The sequence below is a fragment of the Sediminibacillus sp. JSM 1682029 genome (assembly GCF_041366435.1).
Lineage (GTDB): Bacteria > Bacillota > Bacilli > Bacillales > Amphibacillaceae > Sediminibacillus > Sediminibacillus terrae.
In genome coordinates, this window is sequence record NZ_JBEWYY010000005.1 from 74,256 (window position 1) to 91,258 (window position 17,003).

Here is a 17,003-nt window from a genome sequence, read left to right on the forward strand (position 1 = left end):
GTGTAAGTATGGTAAAAGTAGCAATTGACATCGGGCATGGAGCTGACACATATGATCGTACTGGCGGCAAAGGTGTAGTCGTTGATGGCAAGGTGTACGAGGAGCACGACTTCAATTCTCTCGTCGGGCAAGAACTAGACAAGTTGCTACGAGCAAACAACATTGACACCTTGATGATCCAGGAACCATTCTCTCCAGAGGTTGGCTTAACACAGCGCACCAACTATTACAACAAGCAGGACGTTGACCTGGTGTGGTCTATTCATGCAAATGCCAGTTCATCTAAAGACGCTAGCGGCCGTTGTGCATTTTACTGGCACACTGCAGAGGACTCTAAACGATTAGCAAAGTTGTTTGTCGAAGAAGTAAAGGCTGCAGGTTATAGTACACATGGAAACGGACTACATGCATCTAAGCCGGGCAGCTGGACTAACCTTCATATATGCCGTGAAACGAACATGACAGCTGTTCTGACGGAGAACGGCTTTATGACAAACAGTAAAGAATTTAAACTGATTTTCGGCAGCAAGCAAAATGAATATGTTAAAGCGGTAGCGCGGATCCATGCGAAAGCAATCACGCGCTATTTTAATGTCGATTTTAAAGACCAGGAGACTGGCGAAGTTGTTAAGCACAAACCGGCCAAGAAGCATAAAACCAAGTCATCTAGTGTATCGAAACCGAAAAAGCAAAAATTGGTCGTTGATGGTGTATGGGGCGAGCAAACCACCAAGGCTTTGCAAGAGGTGCTAGGTACGGTTGTCGATGGTGTAATCAGCAACCAGCTGCATAACAGTGTTACCAAGATGATTGTTAGTGGCATTACCTTTGGCAAGGGTGGCAGTATGGTTATCGAGGCTCTGCAAAGACTTATCGGCGCTACAGTTGATGGTTACCTTGGACCTAACACAGTGAGGAAGCTGCAGCAATATCTTGGCACGCCGGTCGATGGTGTGATCAGTGATCCGTCCATGATGGTGAAAGCATTACAGCGGCAGCTTAATACAGGTAAGTTGTAAAAAAGGAAGTTAACTCCACAAAATAGTGGAGCGATAGCAATTAAAAAAAAGCCCCTCTAATAAGAGGGGGAGAGACTAGAGAGGTAGAATCTCTGTTGGCAATATCAGTATTTGTTACAAATCGAAAAATATACTTGAAATAAATGTAAATGTGCAATACAATTAATGTAAATCGACAAGTATTTAAAAGCCCCTCACTGATTGAGGGGCTTTTTTATTTGATTTCAAAAGACATATCATTAGGATTCTCATTTCCAACTAATACTTGCCCGTCAAAGGTATATGAAATGTTAGCAGTGGCCATTAAATCACCAAACTTCTTATCATTATCCTTTTTATGAATATAAAGCCACATACCATCCACGTCTTTTTTCTCGTATTCTTTTTTGACTTCTTCTGCAACCAACTCTAATTCCTTTTCTTTAGTTGACTCTGTAGTAACACGGATAGATAACGTATTAGTGTTTGCAGATCCCGTTTCTTCCTCTACCACTTCATAATCAACCGAGGGTGTGATAACAATCCCCACAATAAATAAGATTAACGACAGTATAGTTACAATACCACCACGATATTTCTTCTTTTTAATGAAACCTAAAATTATCAATACGATCCCAGCCACAAAACCCACTAGGCCGATCGCACCCAAAAAAGCTCCCATAAATTTATTCCCCCTTATTTTGTCCAGTTAAATATTAGCACAATTTGCCAATGTAAAAAAGCACTTACTGTTCAGGTAAGTGCTAAAAATAAGAGAGTAAATTCACCCACGAACGCACCCACGACACACCCACGGATTTTTAAAATAGTTGGTTTAAATTGATTTAAGCATTGATAATAAAGGTTGTTTTACTAATCATTTGAAGTGTTTTTACCGAGTTTCTACCTATTAAATCGTAGTCCGTACACAAGTACACCCTTGGGAACGCGAACAGTATCTGCAAACTTATTAATCTTACAGCCTTCCGGCACTTTTACGCCGGGAGGCTTTTCCTTTAAAATTCCTACGCAAAAGGGCGGCCGGCAGCATTCTCCACATTGATTACCACGGTTTAATAGTTATTTCTTCGCACTTCTAAAAGGCCTGAAACGTCATATAAATAATGATGGGGTGCTTCTAATTGGAGAATGTATTAATGTTTGCTACTGTTTTATTTCCGATTGTATCTGCCTTGGTTGAATTGGTGAAAAAGACATTTGCGCTGCCTAAAAATATCATTCCAGCCATTAGCTTGGTGATCGGCATGATAATTGGAGGAATCGCATATCCTTTTACGGAAATGGATATCGTTCTGCGCCTTTGGGCGGGAGGGATAGCAGGACTGGCAGGAACAGGTCTGTTCGAGTTAGTCAAAACAAGAGACGGGAACACCAAACAAGACGCTCCCTGAGCGTCTTGTTTGGTGTCAAATATTTCGTTTTCAAAGATGACACAATCCAGCCATTGGGGGTTGAGGTCAGGTATTAAAGGGAAAAAACTTTGGACATTTTCTTGGAAATTTAATAAAATCATAAAAGGGAGGTGTTATTTATCAAGTATGTAGGTTTTGTACTGATAGCCGCTTTGGTTTTGGCCGTCACAAAGAATTTTCAAGAAATATATGATTTTTCATCCATATGGTTATTTGTTTTCAATGTTTTACTGTTGGGGTATTTCGCATTCTTGGTAGTATTTCCGCTTCCTGAAAACAAAAAGCGAAACACTGCTAACTAAATTTATGGATATCGGTAAAAACATATAGATGGTAGTTCAAGTAGACAGAAAAAACCAAATCCTAGGATTTGGTTTTTTCTGTCTACTTGATATTTTATTGGATATGTCGATATAAACCTACCACTTTCCCTAAAATTGATACATTATTGAGGATAATCGGTTCCATTGTTGCATTTTCGGGCTGGAGTCTGATATGGTCTTTTTCTTTGAAGAAACGTTTGACGGTAGCTTCTCCTTCTTCTGTCATGGCTACGACAATTTCCCCGTTTTGAGCAGTTTGTTGTTGTTTGACTATGACCATATCTCCATCCAATATACCAGCTTCCACCATGCTTTCACCTTCGATGATCAACACGAAAATATTTTCATCTGGATTGGCTATCGTGCCAGGGAGCGGCACATATTCTTCTATGTTTTCCACAGCTGTAATAGGTATACCTGCGGTGACCTTTCCGATAACCGGGGCGAAAGTCGCTTCACCGGCAGGAATTTCAGGAGTCTCTTCTAAATTAAGCACTTCAATGGCACGGGGTTTCGTAGGATCTCTTCTGATAAATCCTTTCTTTTCCAGTCTCGATAAATGGCCGTGGACGGTTGAACTCGATGCTAGTCCTACAGCCTCTCCTATTTCCCTCACAGAAGGTGGATAACCTTTATCCAAAACCTGCTCTTTAATATATTCTAAAATTGCCTGCTGCCTTTTTGATAGTTTTGTCATTTGTGTAACACCTCGGACATAGTATTTATTGTGAATATTATATCATGGTTGACATGCAGATACAAACACTCGTTCGAAAAAAACATTGACAAGAACCTATGTTCGTATATAATAGTAATATAAAAGCGAACATAAGTTCTAATTGTTTAGGAGGCGGACAATATGTTTCAAAAACTTTCGAAACTAGACCTTTTCTATTTAACTCTATTTATTTTCACTTTAGGATTAATGTATTATGCGATGGTCACCATCTGAATAAATGGCGATGAAAAGGAACATAAGAGGTGTCAGCTTGTGAAGACAACAAAACAGCAAAAAGTAGTAATATATTGTAGAGTTAGCACGGTTAAAGAAGAGCAGGAAACCTCTTTGCAGCGACAGAAGCAGGAGTTAACAGATATGGCTGCCAATCATGAATTAGACGTTGTATCGATTATAGAAGAACAAAAAAGCGGCTACGAGATAGACCGGGAAGGCGTGTTCCAGATGCTCGATTTATTTTCCTCAAAAAAAGCCGACTGTCTTCTCGTTCAGGATGAAACACGGCTTGGGAGAGGCAATACAAAGATCGCTTTGTTTCATCAGCTCAACAAATTGCAAATCCCTGTATATTCACTGACGCATCGAGGACAGTTGGAATTATCCGAGTCCGATTCCATGGTTCTGCAAATCGTCGGCATTGTAGAGGAATATCAAAGAAAAATCCATAATTTGAAAATTAAACGCGGAATGCGTAAAGCAATGGAACGTGGGTATGATCCAGGGAAAAACCTGGCGAATCAGCATCAAGCCTCAGGAAGAGATAGAATAGAGTTCCCGATTGACGAGGTGGTCAGGCTAAGGGCGAATAAGCTGACTTTCGAAGAAATAGCGGCTACTTTGAAGGGGCTTGGATATCCTGTTTCGAAAGCGACCGTCCATCGTAGGTTTCAAGAGTATGTTTCACTTGATTCCGATCCGGAGTAGCGATAAGATATGTACAAGACAAGTTCGGTTCTGTCAGGACTTGTTTTTTTGTTTCAAAAAACTGTTTTATGGCAAAACAAGAACTATAAATTATTTTAAAGGAGTTTCTTATGCTTTCAAAAGATAAGTTGAATAGAATCAACGTCCTTGCTAAAAAAGCAAAAGAAGAAGGCTTGACGACTAATGAAAAGCAGGAGCAACAGTCATTGAGGGAGGAGTACTTGAAAAATGTACGAAAATCCTTTAAAAACCAATTTAAAAGCATGACAGTGGTTGATCCGGAAGGAAAGGACGTCACTCCCCAAAAAGTCAAAGATTTAAAACATCGGGAGAAAAACAATCATTGAGAATGAAGCCTTTTTGACAAGCATTCCAGCATGGAATTATAATGGACATGCTGAAATGCTTGTTTGATTTGTCTTTTCATTATAGGATATGAGGTGTACATAAACCGTAAATCAGAAAGGGGTTACAACAATACATGGTAAACCAAACAGAAAAACTATCCATTAATACAATTCGTACCTTGTCAATCGATGCCATTGAAAATGCGAACTCCGGTCATCCGGGATTGCCGATGGGGGCTGCTCCAATGGCATATACCCTTTGGACCGACTTCATGACTCACAATCCCAAGAACTCACACTGGTTCAACCGAGATAGATTTGTTCTATCGGCCGGACATGGGTCAATGCTGTTATACAGCCTTCTCCATCTGTCCGGTTATGGATTGACGATCGATGATTTGAAAGGCTTCCGCCAATGGGGATCCAAAACTCCCGGTCATCCAGAAGTCCACCATACAGAAGGTGTAGAAGCCACTACAGGACCGCTCGGCCAAGGCTTGGCGATGACAGTCGGCATGGCGATGGCAGAACAACATCTAGCTGCCAAGTACAACAAAGAAGGATTTCCGGTGATTGACCATCACTCTTTTGCTCTTGTCAGTGACGGAGACTTAATGGAAGGAATCTCGCACGAAGCAGCATCCCTGGCTGGCCATTTAAAACTTGGCAAGTTAGTCGCTTTGTATGATTCGAATGATATATCCCTGGATGGGGAGCTGTCCCAGTCCTTTTCTGAAAATGTAGAGGATCGGTTCAAAGCATATGGATGGCAGGTCATCCGGGTGGAAGACGGCAATGATTTATCTGCAATTCGGGATGCGATCAAAGAAGCGAAAGCAAACACGGATCAGCCTACCTTGATCGAAGTGAAAACCGTTATTGGTTATGGTTCACCGAACAAGTCTGCTTCTTCTGCTTCCCATGGCGCTCCTCTAGGGGCGGATGAAATCAAACTTACCAAACAGGCTTATGAATGGGAGCATGATGAATTTCACGTACCGGAAGAAGTCTATCAGGATTTCGATCAAAAAATCGTGCAGCAAGGCAAGCAGGCTGAAGATGAATGGAATGCTCTGTTTGAAAAGTATAAGTCTCAATATCCAGAGCTTGCCGAAGAATTAGCGAATGCAATCAAGGGAGAACTGCCGGCCGACTGGGCAGATGAGCTGCCGAGTTACGAGGCGGGAAAAGATAAGCTGGCCACTCGTGCTTCTTCTGGCGAAGTAATTAATGCTATTGCCAATAAAGTACCTTACTTTTTTGGGGGCAGCGCGGATTTAGCTGGTTCGAATAAAACGAATGTAAAAGGAGCAGGGGATTTTTCGAGAAATAACTATTCTGGCAGAAATATCTGGTTTGGTGTTCGTGAGTTTGCCATGGCTGCAGCCTTGAATGGAATGGGGCTGCATGGAGGATTGAAGGTCTATGCGGGTACTTTCTTTGTGTTTAGTGACTACTTGCGCCCGGCTGTTAGATTGTCTGCCATCATGAATCTTCCGGTAACATATGTGTTCACTCACGATTCCATCGCAGTGGGAGAAGATGGACCAACTCATGAGCCGATCGAACAGTTGGCATCTCTTCGGGCAATGCCGAATTTGTCTGTAATTCGTCCGGCTGATGGAAATGAAACCAGTGCAGCGTGGAGGCTATCGTTAGAATCCACAAAAACTCCAACAGCACTGGTTCTTACCAGACAAGGCCTTCCTACTTTGGAGGGAACCAAAGAACAGGCGTATGAAGGAGTCAAAAAAGGCGCTTATGTCATCAGCCCGGCTGACGGCGACCAAGCGGACGGTTTGCTTCTTGCTTCTGGATCGGAAGTACAACTGGCAGTAAGCGCCCAGAAAGAACTGAAAAACAAAGGCATCGATGTCAGTGTAATCAGCATGCCTTCCTGGGATCGCTTTAAACAACAGGATAAAGCATACCAGGAAGAAGTTCTCCCAACTACCGTGAAAAAACGCCTGGCAATTGAAATGGCTTCTCCTTTCGGATGGGAACGTTATGTAGGGGATGAAGGCAAAGTGTTGGGCATAGAGACTTTCGGTGCTTCTGCCAATGGAGAAAAGATTTTGGAAGAATACGGATTTACCGTTGAGAATGTGGTCAATCAGGCTGAAAACCTTATCAAAGGTTAATGTCCTTCCCCCCCAGGCTGCCGCTATCGCTGGGGGGTCTATTATGGATTCATCTTTTTCTTGTTCGACAATATTCGAAGAATTCCACTCCATCGTTTGACAACAGTTTCGCATTGGATTGTGTATACTTGTCCCTAGCAGGGAGGGACAAGCCATTGCCTAATTACTCCATATTTATAGTGAACAGTGAATTCGCGAATCATTATTTTTATCGATCAGAAATTTTATATCGATTTTTACGAAAGTTTGATGTTTATCCACGAGATAGTATCACATATAAACAATCAAGATATGTAACGTCTGAGATTCCTGTACGAGAATTGATGGACTATCTGGCATTTTCGCATTCTGGCAAATCAGAGTTCGAGAAGGACGGGAACAGATTGCGTATAAAAGATCATCGGTCGGACGTTGCTGAGTTACTGATTGACGTAAGGTGCATACATGGGTTTTCCACCAGCTTTTCTGCTATGGAAAATCTGTTGTTTCAATATCTCAGGCGATTTGACAGCCGCTTTTTTATTATCGAATGTGATTCAGACAATTATGGTTGGATCTCACCGATAGGTAAACGGCATAAGGACTTGAATACAAGGCTATTGTATTCTCTATTATGATTTACTATACTGTATTAGAGACAACTTGAAGGAGGAAGACGTGACATGGGCACGATTTGGGTAGTATTGATTGCCATTATTGCTTTGATTGCCGGTGTTGCTCTGGGGTTTTTCATTGCGAGAAAATATATGATGAATTACCTTAAGAAGAACCCGCCGATTAATGAACAAATGCTTCGCACATTGATGATGCAAATGGGACAAAAGCCATCGCAGAAAAAAATCAATCAAATGATGCGGGCGATGAACAACCAATCGAAATAATGAATGAACCCACTTATTAGCGGTCAATGGTATCTAAAATAGATTCTATTTGATAACTATACATATAAATCCCTTGTCACTTAGCGGCAAGGGATTTATATGTAAGAAAGTGAAAATTTCACTTAGTTGTCACAATGGCGGATTTATCTTCTGCTACACTAAAAAAGACGGAACTATCTGCTTTACTAATAAAATCCGCTAGAGTTAGAATAATTAGGTTGAGCAGTCGCTTTTCAAGATGTTGTGGGCTGCAGTGTTCTGGTTTCTTTTCTATTGCCGGTCCGGATTTCTTGGTCATCCGGATTTTGTACACAAGTTGAAACATAGGTATTAAGCGGTTTTCCAGTCATTATAGAAGTGAATATTTTGTATTAAGCTACAATAGAGATGACTAAATGAAGGAGGGGGAAAAATGGCGGCAGAATTAAATATATTTATTGCCTTTGGAGCAGGTTTCCTATCGTTTATCTCTCCATGCGTCCTGCCATTATATCCGGCTTTTTTATCATACATAACCGGAATGAGTGTAAACGAGATAAAGGTTGAAAACGGAATGTTGAATAGCAAAAGCATTATCCATACTGTGTTGTTTTTGCTTGGATTTTCAAGCGTTTTCGTTTTACTCGGTTTTTTCACCACATTCATAGGGGAATTTTTGTTGACCTGGCAGGATGCCATCCGCCAGCTTGGTGCGATTTTGATTGTATTTTTTGGATTGGTTATCATAGGAGTATTCAACTTTCAATTTCTGATGAAGGATCATAAAATCGTTTTTCGCAACAGGCCGGGTGGTTTCATCGGTTCCTTTCTAATCGGAATGGCTTTCTCGATGGGATGGACGCCTTGCACAGGCCCTATCCTCGGTGCCGTTATCTCGTTATCCGCAGATAATCCGGAGCTTGGAATGGTGATGATGACTGCTTATTCATTGGGCTTTTCTGCTCCATTTCTGATTTTATCCTTCTTTGTCGGAAAGATGAAATGGATAAAAAGGAATGGTCCGCGGTTGGTGAAAATCGGCGGTTATGTCATGATATTTATGGGAATCGCTTTATTCTTCGACTGGATGACGGACCTCACATCTTACCTTGCAGGCTGGTTTAACTTTTACGGGTTTTAACCAATGGAAATCGCTGCATATTTATATTATGATAGAATTACGGACATGAAAAAGGAGTTATGAAGATGCACGGAACAAATGACTTGATTTTAAGAACGGCGACAGTGTTAATATCATTCATTTTATTCGCCTTCTCTATCTATTTATTTCTTGCGGGGCATAACGCTCCTGGAGGTGGATTTGTCGGCGGTTTGATGACTGCTTCAGCGATTGTACTCATGTATATGGCTTATGGTGAGAGGGCTGTCAGCAAAATCATCCCCGTGAATTATCGTTTTTTAATACCGACTGGACTTTTAATTGCATTGTTGACAGGCGCCGGTTCTTTCGCATTTGGCGAACCGTTTTTAAATCAAACTTTTGGCCACTTCCATATTCCGTTACTTGGCGATAAAGAACTGGCCACAGCGCTTTTATTCGATTTAGGGGTATATCTTACGGTTGTAGGAATAACTATGACGATCATTCTTTCGATTGCCGGCGATCGTGAATAGTAAGGGGGAATTTGATGGCAAACATATTAGTGGTTGATGATGCAAAGTTTATCCGTGTAACTTTAGCGGGAATTCTGGAAAACGGAAACCATATCGTTGTAGGAGAAGCGGAAGATGGTGATCAAGCGGTTGAGATGTACAAACGGTTGTCACCGGATTTAGTTACCATGGATATCACCATGCCAGGTAAAAACGGCATGGAGGCAATGCAAGAAATAAAAGCTTTTGACAGTCAGGCGAAAGTAATCATGTGTTCAGCGATGGGGCAACAAAAACTGGTGGTGGAAGCCATTGAAAAAGGAGCAAAAGATTTTATTGTAAAGCCTTTCGATGAAAACAGAGTACTTGAGGCCGTAAATCGGGTACTGAGCTGACCATATTCGGTACATACATATAGACAAGATGGAAGAGTTGATATTATGCTGATAACAGCAACCACAATCGTAGGAATTCTGATGGCAGTCACCATGATATTTGTCAGGATGAAAGCTTCGAGGAGGCCGGCAAGCAAAGCAAGAATCATTTTGCCGCCTTTGTTTATGAGTACGGGTGCTTTTATGTTTTTAGTACCTGCTTTTCAAGTATCGTGGGCCCAAGTATTGGAGGCTTTTTCTGTCGGGGTGGTATTTTCTCTATTTTTGATCAAAAGCTCGAATTTCGAAGTGAAAAATGGATATATTTACTTGATTCCTTCCAAAGCGTTTGTATTTATCTTATTCGGATTATTAATCGTCCGCATCACCTTAAAGGTGATCATCGGGAAAACCGTGTCTGTTGGAGAAACGAGCGGCATGTTCTTTTTACTGGCATTCGGAATGATATTATCTTGGAGAATTGCCATGTTATGGAAATTTACCAGGATTGAAAAACGCCTGAATGGTTCTGTCACTTCATAAAAGGAAAGGATAAACCCCGCAGTTGGTTAGGTTATTGACTGCGGGGTGTTGACTTAGTGGCAGGAACTCTCTCCGACTCAAATAATTCTGCATAAGGTTCCATATCGATTTGTTTCTCATTCAGTTTTTTTTGTAAAAATTTATGATCCCGCTTAGGTGTGGCGATGATATATCCTTCGATTAATATGTCCTGCGTGATCTTTTTCCGTTTCTTTTCCAAAGCAATTTCCCCAATTTTCCCCGCTATTTTTTGTCTCGCGATATCCCGGAATAATTCGGGTACGGGAGAAACGAGTTCTTCAAGCAATGTCAATTCTTTTTTGCCCCACATATGCCGTGTTTTATTTACATAATATTCTTCCCAATCAAGTATGGATTTGCCATCCTCTTTAGGGAGCCGTTTAAGGAATTTGCGGAACATAAAGAAACCGCCAATCGCCATCAAACCTACCAGCAAGAACACCCAGGCAACGATGAAATAAGCAAAACCGCCTGTCATGTCGATCACCAATCTTTCTGTTTTTAGTCATATTGTTAAAGTAAAGAAATATAGTGGAAATGGAGAAAAAATAGTGCAAAAGTTTAATTTTTTTGATATTTATAGTAATATTACTAATAATTGTTTAATCATATTTCGGGATTGAAGGATCGCTCTGATCAAGTTTCACTAGCAAACCTTTTATCATCGGAATCAACTATGGTAATTATAAAAGGATATTTTTATAAATACAAGTTTTCATACTGGATAAATGAAAAAGATAGAAGAAAGGCGGACTTTTTGAGATAATCATCCTAGTAGTCGGTACATGAGATAGGGGGACAAAAGGAATGGATTCAGAAGAAAGAAACAATGAGACGAATATCCATCTTACGCATACTATGGAATTAAACGATCATCATCCTGCTACTGATTATTTGCTGACCAGATTGCCGGATAGCATGCTCGAATGGATTGAGAACAACGGATACGATTTAATCACTGTATGCAATCTGGATGGCCGGGTCTTATACATTTCTAAGTCAGTGTATCATATGCTCGGCTATAAAGCAGAAGAATTGATCGGAATCTCTGTGTTGGAACTCTTATCGCCGTATGACCAAAGCCTTCTGAAGTCTAAATTCAGCCAATATTCCGCTGATTCTCAAAAGGTTCATTTGAGTATCCGCAATAAAGAAGGAAAATATATTTGGGCAGAAAGTGTAATTGGCAGATTACGAGATGAAGAGCATGCAGCCGACTTAGTGGTCTCTGTAACCAAAGATATACAGGACAAAAAGGAAGCAGAAGAAATGATGATACGCTCAGAAAAAATGTCCGTGGCTGGGCAGCTGGCAGCAGGTGTCGCTCATGAGATACGTAACCCGCTGACATCCATCAAAGAGTTTCTCCAATTGCTCCAGGCTGGTATCGACCGGAAAGAGGAGTACTACAAAATTATGGTGGATGAGATAGAAAAAATAGAGACCATCACTTCCGAGTTGCTTTTCATTTCAAAACCGATGACTGATGATAAAAAAATGGAGATGATATCAGAATTGTTGAATGATGTCATTGTTTTGCTTCGTTCTCAGGCCAAGTTGAAAAATGTCGATATATACATGGACCTTGATAAAGAACAATGTGTATTTTGTGATCGTTCCCAAATTAAACAGGTTTTTATCAATTTAATCAAAAATGCAGTGGAGGCAATGAAAGACGGAGGAAGCGTCTTCGTGCATGGGAGAACGAACAAAGGATCGATTGAAATAGATATTGTCGACGAGGGCCCCGGCATACCGGAAAACATTCTCCATAAATTGAAAGAGCCTTTTTTCACGACCAAAAAAGATGGCACAGGTCTTGGTTTGATGATATCCAACCAAATCGTCGAAAAGCACCATGGCAGACTGGAAATCTATCGTAACCCCGAAAAAGGGAGCACCTTCAGGGTGATCCTGCCGACCAAACAGGAATACTGAATAAAAACCCCCTGCAAAACGTCCTGTAGAAAGTGCATATGACTAAAGAAACGACAAGACTTTCTACAGGAGATACCCGGTAGCAGCTTTCCCCGTAAGTTATGAAGCTATATTGTACATAAGGCTTGCATGTCGTTTCCTGCCTAAAATCCTTACATACTCGCAATCTTCAAAACTAAAACTTTCTAAAAATATGATCAAATGTTTTACTTATAAATCGATTTCATTTAAAATATATTGTGGATTCAATCTATAGATTTTGTCGAAGGCTGTTAAATAGGGGATTGGAGTATCCTTCGACGATTCATAATCTTTAAAGGGGGTAACATAAAGTCTTATGGTAGCAAATAATACTTATAATGCAAAAAAGCAATTCGAACTGAATGGTAAAACGTATAACTTTTATCAATTAAAAGCCCTGGAAGACGCAGGACTAGGCGATATTACCCGCCTTCCTTTTTCTATCCGCGTGTTGCTTGAATCCCTGGTTAGACAACACGATGGCTTTGTTATCAAGGATGAACATGTCGAAAGCCTTGCGAAATGGGGGAAAGCGGAAGGGAAGGATGTTCCGTTCAAACCATCTCGTGTCATCTTGCAGGACTTCACAGGTGTACCTGCAGTGGTGGATCTCGCTTCCTTGCGAAAAGCAATGGTCGACATGGGAGGAGCTCCTGATAAAATCAATCCGGAAGTCCCTGTTGACCTGGTTATCGACCATTCTGTCCAGGTAGACAAATATGGGACACCAAATGCTTTGCAAGCGAATATGGATTTGGAATTCGAACGGAACATGGAGCGATATGAATTTTTAAATTGGGCTCAAAAAGCATTCGATAACTATCGTGCTGTTCCACCTGCAACAGGTATCGTCCATCAGGTCAATCTTGAGTATATCGCGAATGTTGTCCATGCGCTTGAAAATGAAAGCGGTGAATATGACGCTTTCCCTGATACCCTTGTAGGGACGGACTCCCATACTACCATGATCAATGGATTAGGGGTTCTTGGCTGGGGTGTCGGCGGTATAGAAGCAGAAGCAGGAATGCTCGGCCAGCCTTCCTATTTCCCGGCGCCAGAGGTTATCGGTGTCAAATTCACCGGCAGCTTCCCGAATGGCACAACCGCCACCGACTTGGCTTTGAAAGTGACGCAAGTGCTAAGGGAACGCAATGTTGTCGGTAAGTTTGTAGAATACTTCGGACCTGGATTGAAGGATATGCCTTTGGCCGATCGTGCCACCATTTCCAATATGGCACCAGAATATGGGGCTACCTGCGGGTTCTTCCCTGTCGATCAGGAATCTTTGAATTACTTGCGACTGACCGGAAGAAGTGAGGACCATATCGCCCTAGTGGAGAAGTATTGTAAAGAAAACAACCTTTGGTATTCCTCTGATCAACCGGATCCGGAATTTACTGAATTGGTTGAAATAAACCTGTCAGAGCTTGAGCCGAATTTATCTGGACCAAAACGTCCTCAAGATTTAATTCCGCTCTCCAAAATGAAAGAGTCGTTTAACGAGGCAGTAACAGCACCAGCAGGCAATCAAGGTTTTGGTTTGGATGCAAAAGAATTCGAAAAAGAAGCATCGATTGATCATCCGGATGGAAAATCATCCGTGATGAAAACAGGTGCAGTGGCTATCGCGGCAATTACTTCCTGTACCAATACTTCCAATCCTTACGTCATGCTCGGGGCAGGACTACTAGCCAAAAAGGCTGTAGAAAAAGGGCTTGAAGTGCCGGCGTATGTTAAAACATCGCTTGCACCTGGTTCCAAAGTAGTTACGCGTTATCTGGAGGATTCCGGGTTAATGCCTTATCTTGAAAAATTAGGTTTCAGCCTTGTCGGCTATGGCTGTACGACTTGTATCGGTAACTCCGGTCCATTGTCCCCGGAAATTGAAGATGCGATTGTGGAAAGCGATCTCACCGTTTCTTCCGTGCTATCCGGAAACCGTAACTTTGAAGGGCGTATCCATCCACTGGTAAAAGCAAATTACTTGGCTTCTCCTCCTCTGGTGGTAGCTTATGCACTTGCCGGCAGTGTCGATGTAGACTTGTACAAAGATCCAATCGGTACGGACAATGATGGAAATGCTGTTTATTTCAATGATATATGGCCATCCATTGACGAAATTAAACAGGAAGTAGCCAATGCGGTAACACCAGAAATCTTCCGGAAAGAATATGAAAGCGTATTTGATTCCAATGAGAAGTGGAATGCAATCGAAACGACTGATGAACCACTGTATAAATGGAATGATGAATCAACCTATATCCAAAATCCGCCATTCTTTGAGGGATTATCTAAAGAAGCCGGAGAAGTCCATCAGCTAAATAACTTGCGCGCCATTGGCAAATTCGGGGATTCGGTAACCACGGACCATATTTCACCAGCTGGGGCAATCGCGAAAGACATGCCTGCTGGTAAATATCTGCAAGAAAAAGACGTTTCTCCTAGAAACTTTAACTCTTATGGTTCTCGCCGTGGTAATCACGAAGTAATGATGCGTGGGACATTTGCGAACATCCGGATCCGTAACTTGCTGGCTCCTGGTACAGAGGGCGGATATACAACTTATTGGCCGACAGAAGAAGTGATGCCGATTTATGATGCAGCAATGAAATATCAACAAGATGATACAGGGCTATTGGTCATTGCCGGCAAGGATTATGGCATGGGCAGCTCTCGTGACTGGGCAGCCAAGGGTACAAACCTGTTGGGAATTAAAACGGTCATTGCAGAAAGCTTTGAAAGGATCCATCGTTCCAACTTAGTGATGATGGGAGTGCTTCCTTTGCAGTTCGCCAAAGGTGACAGCGCTGAGTCTCTAGGATTGACTGGAAAAGAAACATTTGATGTAGATATTGATGAAACAGTCAAACCGCATGACCTTGTCAAAGTGACTGCGACCGACGAGCAAGGCAATAAAACAGAATTTGAAGTGATTGCACGCTTTGATAGTGAAGTTGAAATCGACTACTATCGTCACGGCGGTATCCTTCAGATGGTGCTTCGTAACAAATTGGAAACGAACTAATTTGAATCTAAACAGTCCGGCGATGCCGGGCTGTTTTTCGTTGGAAGACTCTCCTCAAGCACAGCACTTAATAATTACAAAATTTCTAGTCAAAGACAGAAAAGGATCAGCTACTGGGTGTTTGGTAAAGTATTCATTTTTATCTTGTCTGCCTCATTGGGAGGCAAGCGTTTTTACCAGAAGGATGAATAACTATAGTTTGAACAATTACCCGTAATCCTTTACATCTAATTAGAAACAAATTAAGATAACAGAGGAATACTGCTTCTAAATCTTGGATGCCCGACATAAACTAAGACCATAATGACCAGGTACAAGCTTCCAAATTTTTTGAGGAATGATGTAAATGATAAAAAAAGTGACTGCTGTAATTTTATTATTAACGTTAATTGTCATTTTTATCTATAATGTGACTGATAATGGAGAGAAAACAAATATGGACCAACTGGCCAATGACCACGCTTCTGCAAACAATTTGAAAGCAGGACAGGCTGCTCCCGATTTATCATTGCCGTCACTTGAAGAAAAGCAAATAAAATTATCCGATTTTAAAGGAAAAAAAATTCTGTTGAACTTTTGGGCAACCTGGTGCGGTCCTTGCAAAGAGGAAATACCTGCCTTAGAACAGTTGAAGCAAGAGTATGGAAACGAAGTGGAAATACTGGCAGTCAACGCTACTGCGACTGAACTGGAAGGAATCGAAAAAGTTAGATCATTTAAAGAGCAGGCGAACGTTTCTTTCCGAATTCTTTTGGATAAGGATTCAAAAGCCGTGGACACTTACCGTGTCTTGAATATCCCGACTTCTTATTTTATCGGCAGTGATGGCAACATCAAGGAAACAGTGACAGGGCCGATGTCTTATGAGTATATGGAAAACACACTAAAATCTTTCGATTAGCTTATATTTTTTGAAAAATTGGGCAATCCTCCTATTAATGCTATCGGAGGAGGGGTTGACCATTTCTTTAAGAAAACGAAAGTCACTCGAAGATTTGATTAAGGAAAACAGGGATGCTATTTTAAATGACAGTAAGTTACTGAACAAGATTGAGGACAGAATAGAAAATCGAAGGAACATCAATTTAGGAAAACGGGATGACTGATTTACAGGTCATCCTGTTTTTGTATAAGCGAAACTATTTAGCCAATAATAATTGTATCCTTTTGAAAGGGGGACTCAAGTTGGGTAATCCTAAAAAGGACAGCAAACATTTCCGACCCAGGCATCTAGGGACGCAGCCATTGGAGGCTGGAGGTAATAAAGGGAAACAAATGCAGGTAAAAAGTGACCAGAAGCCTCAAGTGATTCAAACCAAAGGTGAATAGGAGGACTTTGCCATGGTGAAACATCGACCACAGCCGAATCCTGATGATCGCTCAGACAATGTGGAAAAGTTGCAAGATATGGTTCAAAATACAATTGCAAATTTGGAAGCAGCTCATGAAACAATGAAGTTTGCTTCAGGAGAAGAAAAGGAACAAATCAAAGCGAAGAATGCGCGCAGAGAAGAATCAATCCGTGGTTTCAGAGAAGAAATCAAAGACGAATACCGTGACAGCCAGCATCATTAACAAAGGAAACGCTGGGACAAAAGCAGAAACCGAACGATTTCCATTCGTTCGGTTTTTGCTTTTGTGGTCATGCTTTTGTCCAGTCACTTCTTTTTTTGGACATACCCCTTTTAAAGGCACAAAAATC

Annotated in this window: 20 protein-coding genes; 17 read left to right on the forward strand and 3 right to left on the reverse strand. The window is 41.4% G+C overall.

Annotated features, from left to right (window positions below):
- Nucleotides 1-8: 8 nt before the first annotated feature.
- On the forward strand, nucleotides 9-1,019 hold the full coding sequence (locus ABVF09_RS10070) for an N-acetylmuramoyl-L-alanine amidase family protein (protein ID WP_371069149.1): 1,011 nt from the start codon (nucleotides 9-11) through the stop codon (nucleotides 1,017-1,019).
- Between the two features lie 214 nt (nucleotides 1,020-1,233).
- Here ABVF09_RS10070 and ABVF09_RS10075 read toward each other — a convergent pair whose 3' ends face one another.
- Nucleotides 1,234-1,680, reverse strand: a complete 447-nt coding sequence (locus ABVF09_RS10075) for a hypothetical protein (protein ID WP_371069150.1) — start codon at nucleotides 1,678-1,680, stop codon at nucleotides 1,234-1,236.
- A gap of 460 nt (nucleotides 1,681-2,140) precedes the next feature.
- On the opposite strand from ABVF09_RS10075, the gene ABVF09_RS10080 reads away from it, so the two are divergent.
- Nucleotides 2,141-2,410: a holin gene (locus ABVF09_RS10080; RefSeq protein WP_026570278.1), complete on the forward strand. Its 270-nt coding sequence runs from the start codon at nucleotides 2,141-2,143 to the stop codon at nucleotides 2,408-2,410.
- 417 nt (nucleotides 2,411-2,827) lie between these two features.
- Here ABVF09_RS10080 and lexA read toward each other — a convergent pair whose 3' ends face one another.
- A complete protein-coding gene (gene lexA, locus ABVF09_RS10085) occupies nucleotides 2,828-3,451 on the reverse strand; it encodes a transcriptional repressor LexA (RefSeq protein ID WP_026570276.1) in 624 nt (207 codons plus the stop codon).
- A 294-nt stretch (nucleotides 3,452-3,745) separates the two neighbouring features.
- Between lexA and ABVF09_RS10090 the strand changes: the two genes are divergently transcribed.
- The 9 genes from ABVF09_RS10090 to ABVF09_RS10130 all read left to right on the forward strand — a co-directional run bounded on the left by ABVF09_RS10090 (nucleotide 3,746) and on the right by ABVF09_RS10130 (nucleotide 10,296).
- Nucleotides 3,746-4,417, forward strand: a complete 672-nt coding sequence (locus ABVF09_RS10090; protein WP_153462609.1) for a YneB family resolvase-like protein — start codon at nucleotides 3,746-3,748, stop codon at nucleotides 4,415-4,417.
- Between the two features lie 110 nt (nucleotides 4,418-4,527).
- Nucleotides 4,528-4,764, forward strand: coding sequence for a DUF896 domain-containing protein (locus tag ABVF09_RS10095; RefSeq protein WP_026570274.1), 237 nt, complete (start codon nucleotides 4,528-4,530; stop codon nucleotides 4,762-4,764).
- Between the two features lie 134 nt (nucleotides 4,765-4,898).
- The gene (gene tkt, locus ABVF09_RS10100; RefSeq protein WP_026570273.1) at nucleotides 4,899-6,905 is read left to right on the forward strand and encodes a transketolase; all 2,007 of its coding nucleotides are present in this window, start codon (nucleotides 4,899-4,901) and stop codon (nucleotides 6,903-6,905) included.
- Nucleotides 6,905-7,522: a sporulation inhibitor of replication protein SirA gene (sirA, locus tag ABVF09_RS10105; protein ID WP_081718100.1), complete on the forward strand. Its 618-nt coding sequence runs from the start codon at nucleotides 6,905-6,907 to the stop codon at nucleotides 7,520-7,522. The genes tkt and sirA overlap by 1 nt, the downstream gene beginning before the upstream one ends.
- A gap of 45 nt (nucleotides 7,523-7,567) precedes the next feature.
- Nucleotides 7,568-7,786, forward strand: a complete 219-nt coding sequence (locus ABVF09_RS10110) for a YneF family protein (RefSeq protein WP_026570271.1) — start codon at nucleotides 7,568-7,570, stop codon at nucleotides 7,784-7,786.
- Between the two features lie 412 nt (nucleotides 7,787-8,198).
- A complete protein-coding gene (locus ABVF09_RS10115; protein ID WP_026570269.1) occupies nucleotides 8,199-8,906 on the forward strand; it encodes a cytochrome c biogenesis CcdA family protein in 708 nt (235 codons plus the stop codon).
- Between the two features lie 59 nt (nucleotides 8,907-8,965).
- The gene (locus ABVF09_RS10120) at nucleotides 8,966-9,400 is read left to right on the forward strand and encodes a Na(+)/H(+) antiporter subunit B (RefSeq protein ID WP_026570268.1); all 435 of its coding nucleotides are present in this window, start codon (nucleotides 8,966-8,968) and stop codon (nucleotides 9,398-9,400) included.
- A 14-nt stretch (nucleotides 9,401-9,414) separates the two neighbouring features.
- Nucleotides 9,415-9,774, forward strand: coding sequence for a response regulator (locus tag ABVF09_RS10125; protein WP_026771319.1), 360 nt, complete (start codon nucleotides 9,415-9,417; stop codon nucleotides 9,772-9,774).
- Between the two features lie 45 nt (nucleotides 9,775-9,819).
- Nucleotides 9,820-10,296, forward strand: a complete 477-nt coding sequence (locus ABVF09_RS10130; RefSeq protein WP_026570266.1) for a CcdC family protein — start codon at nucleotides 9,820-9,822, stop codon at nucleotides 10,294-10,296.
- 31 nt (nucleotides 10,297-10,327) lie between these two features.
- Here ABVF09_RS10130 and ABVF09_RS10135 read toward each other — a convergent pair whose 3' ends face one another.
- A complete protein-coding gene (locus ABVF09_RS10135) occupies nucleotides 10,328-10,795 on the reverse strand; it encodes a DUF2621 domain-containing protein (protein WP_051382032.1) in 468 nt (155 codons plus the stop codon).
- Nucleotides 10,796-11,124: 329 nt separating this feature from the next.
- Here ABVF09_RS10135 and ABVF09_RS10140 point away from each other — a divergent pair, with 329 nt between their 5' ends.
- From ABVF09_RS10140 to tlp, 6 genes are all read left to right on the forward strand, one after another.
- Nucleotides 11,125-12,255 carry an ATP-binding protein gene (locus ABVF09_RS10140; protein WP_371069151.1) on the forward strand — a complete coding sequence of 377 codons (1,131 nt, stop codon included), beginning with the start codon at nucleotides 11,125-11,127 and terminating at the stop codon, nucleotides 12,253-12,255.
- A 337-nt stretch (nucleotides 12,256-12,592) separates the two neighbouring features.
- Nucleotides 12,593-15,301 (forward strand): aconitate hydratase AcnA, encoded by a 2,709-nt coding sequence (gene acnA / locus ABVF09_RS10145; RefSeq protein ID WP_026570265.1) that lies wholly within the window; start codon nucleotides 12,593-12,595, stop codon nucleotides 15,299-15,301.
- A gap of 346 nt (nucleotides 15,302-15,647) precedes the next feature.
- Nucleotides 15,648-16,202, forward strand: a complete 555-nt coding sequence (locus ABVF09_RS10150) for a TlpA family protein disulfide reductase (RefSeq protein ID WP_153462611.1) — start codon at nucleotides 15,648-15,650, stop codon at nucleotides 16,200-16,202.
- Nucleotides 16,203-16,239: 37 nt separating this feature from the next.
- Complete coding sequence (locus ABVF09_RS10155) at nucleotides 16,240-16,407, forward strand: FbpB family small basic protein (RefSeq protein WP_152525537.1); 168 nt, start codon at nucleotides 16,240-16,242, stop codon at nucleotides 16,405-16,407.
- A 79-nt stretch (nucleotides 16,408-16,486) separates the two neighbouring features.
- Nucleotides 16,487-16,630 (forward strand): acid-soluble spore protein N, encoded by a 144-nt coding sequence (locus ABVF09_RS10160; protein WP_026570263.1) that lies wholly within the window; start codon nucleotides 16,487-16,489, stop codon nucleotides 16,628-16,630.
- A 12-nt stretch (nucleotides 16,631-16,642) separates the two neighbouring features.
- Nucleotides 16,643-16,876, forward strand: coding sequence for a small acid-soluble spore protein Tlp (tlp, locus tag ABVF09_RS10165; RefSeq protein ID WP_026570262.1), 234 nt, complete (start codon nucleotides 16,643-16,645; stop codon nucleotides 16,874-16,876).
- Nucleotides 16,877-17,003: the final 127 nt, after the last annotated feature.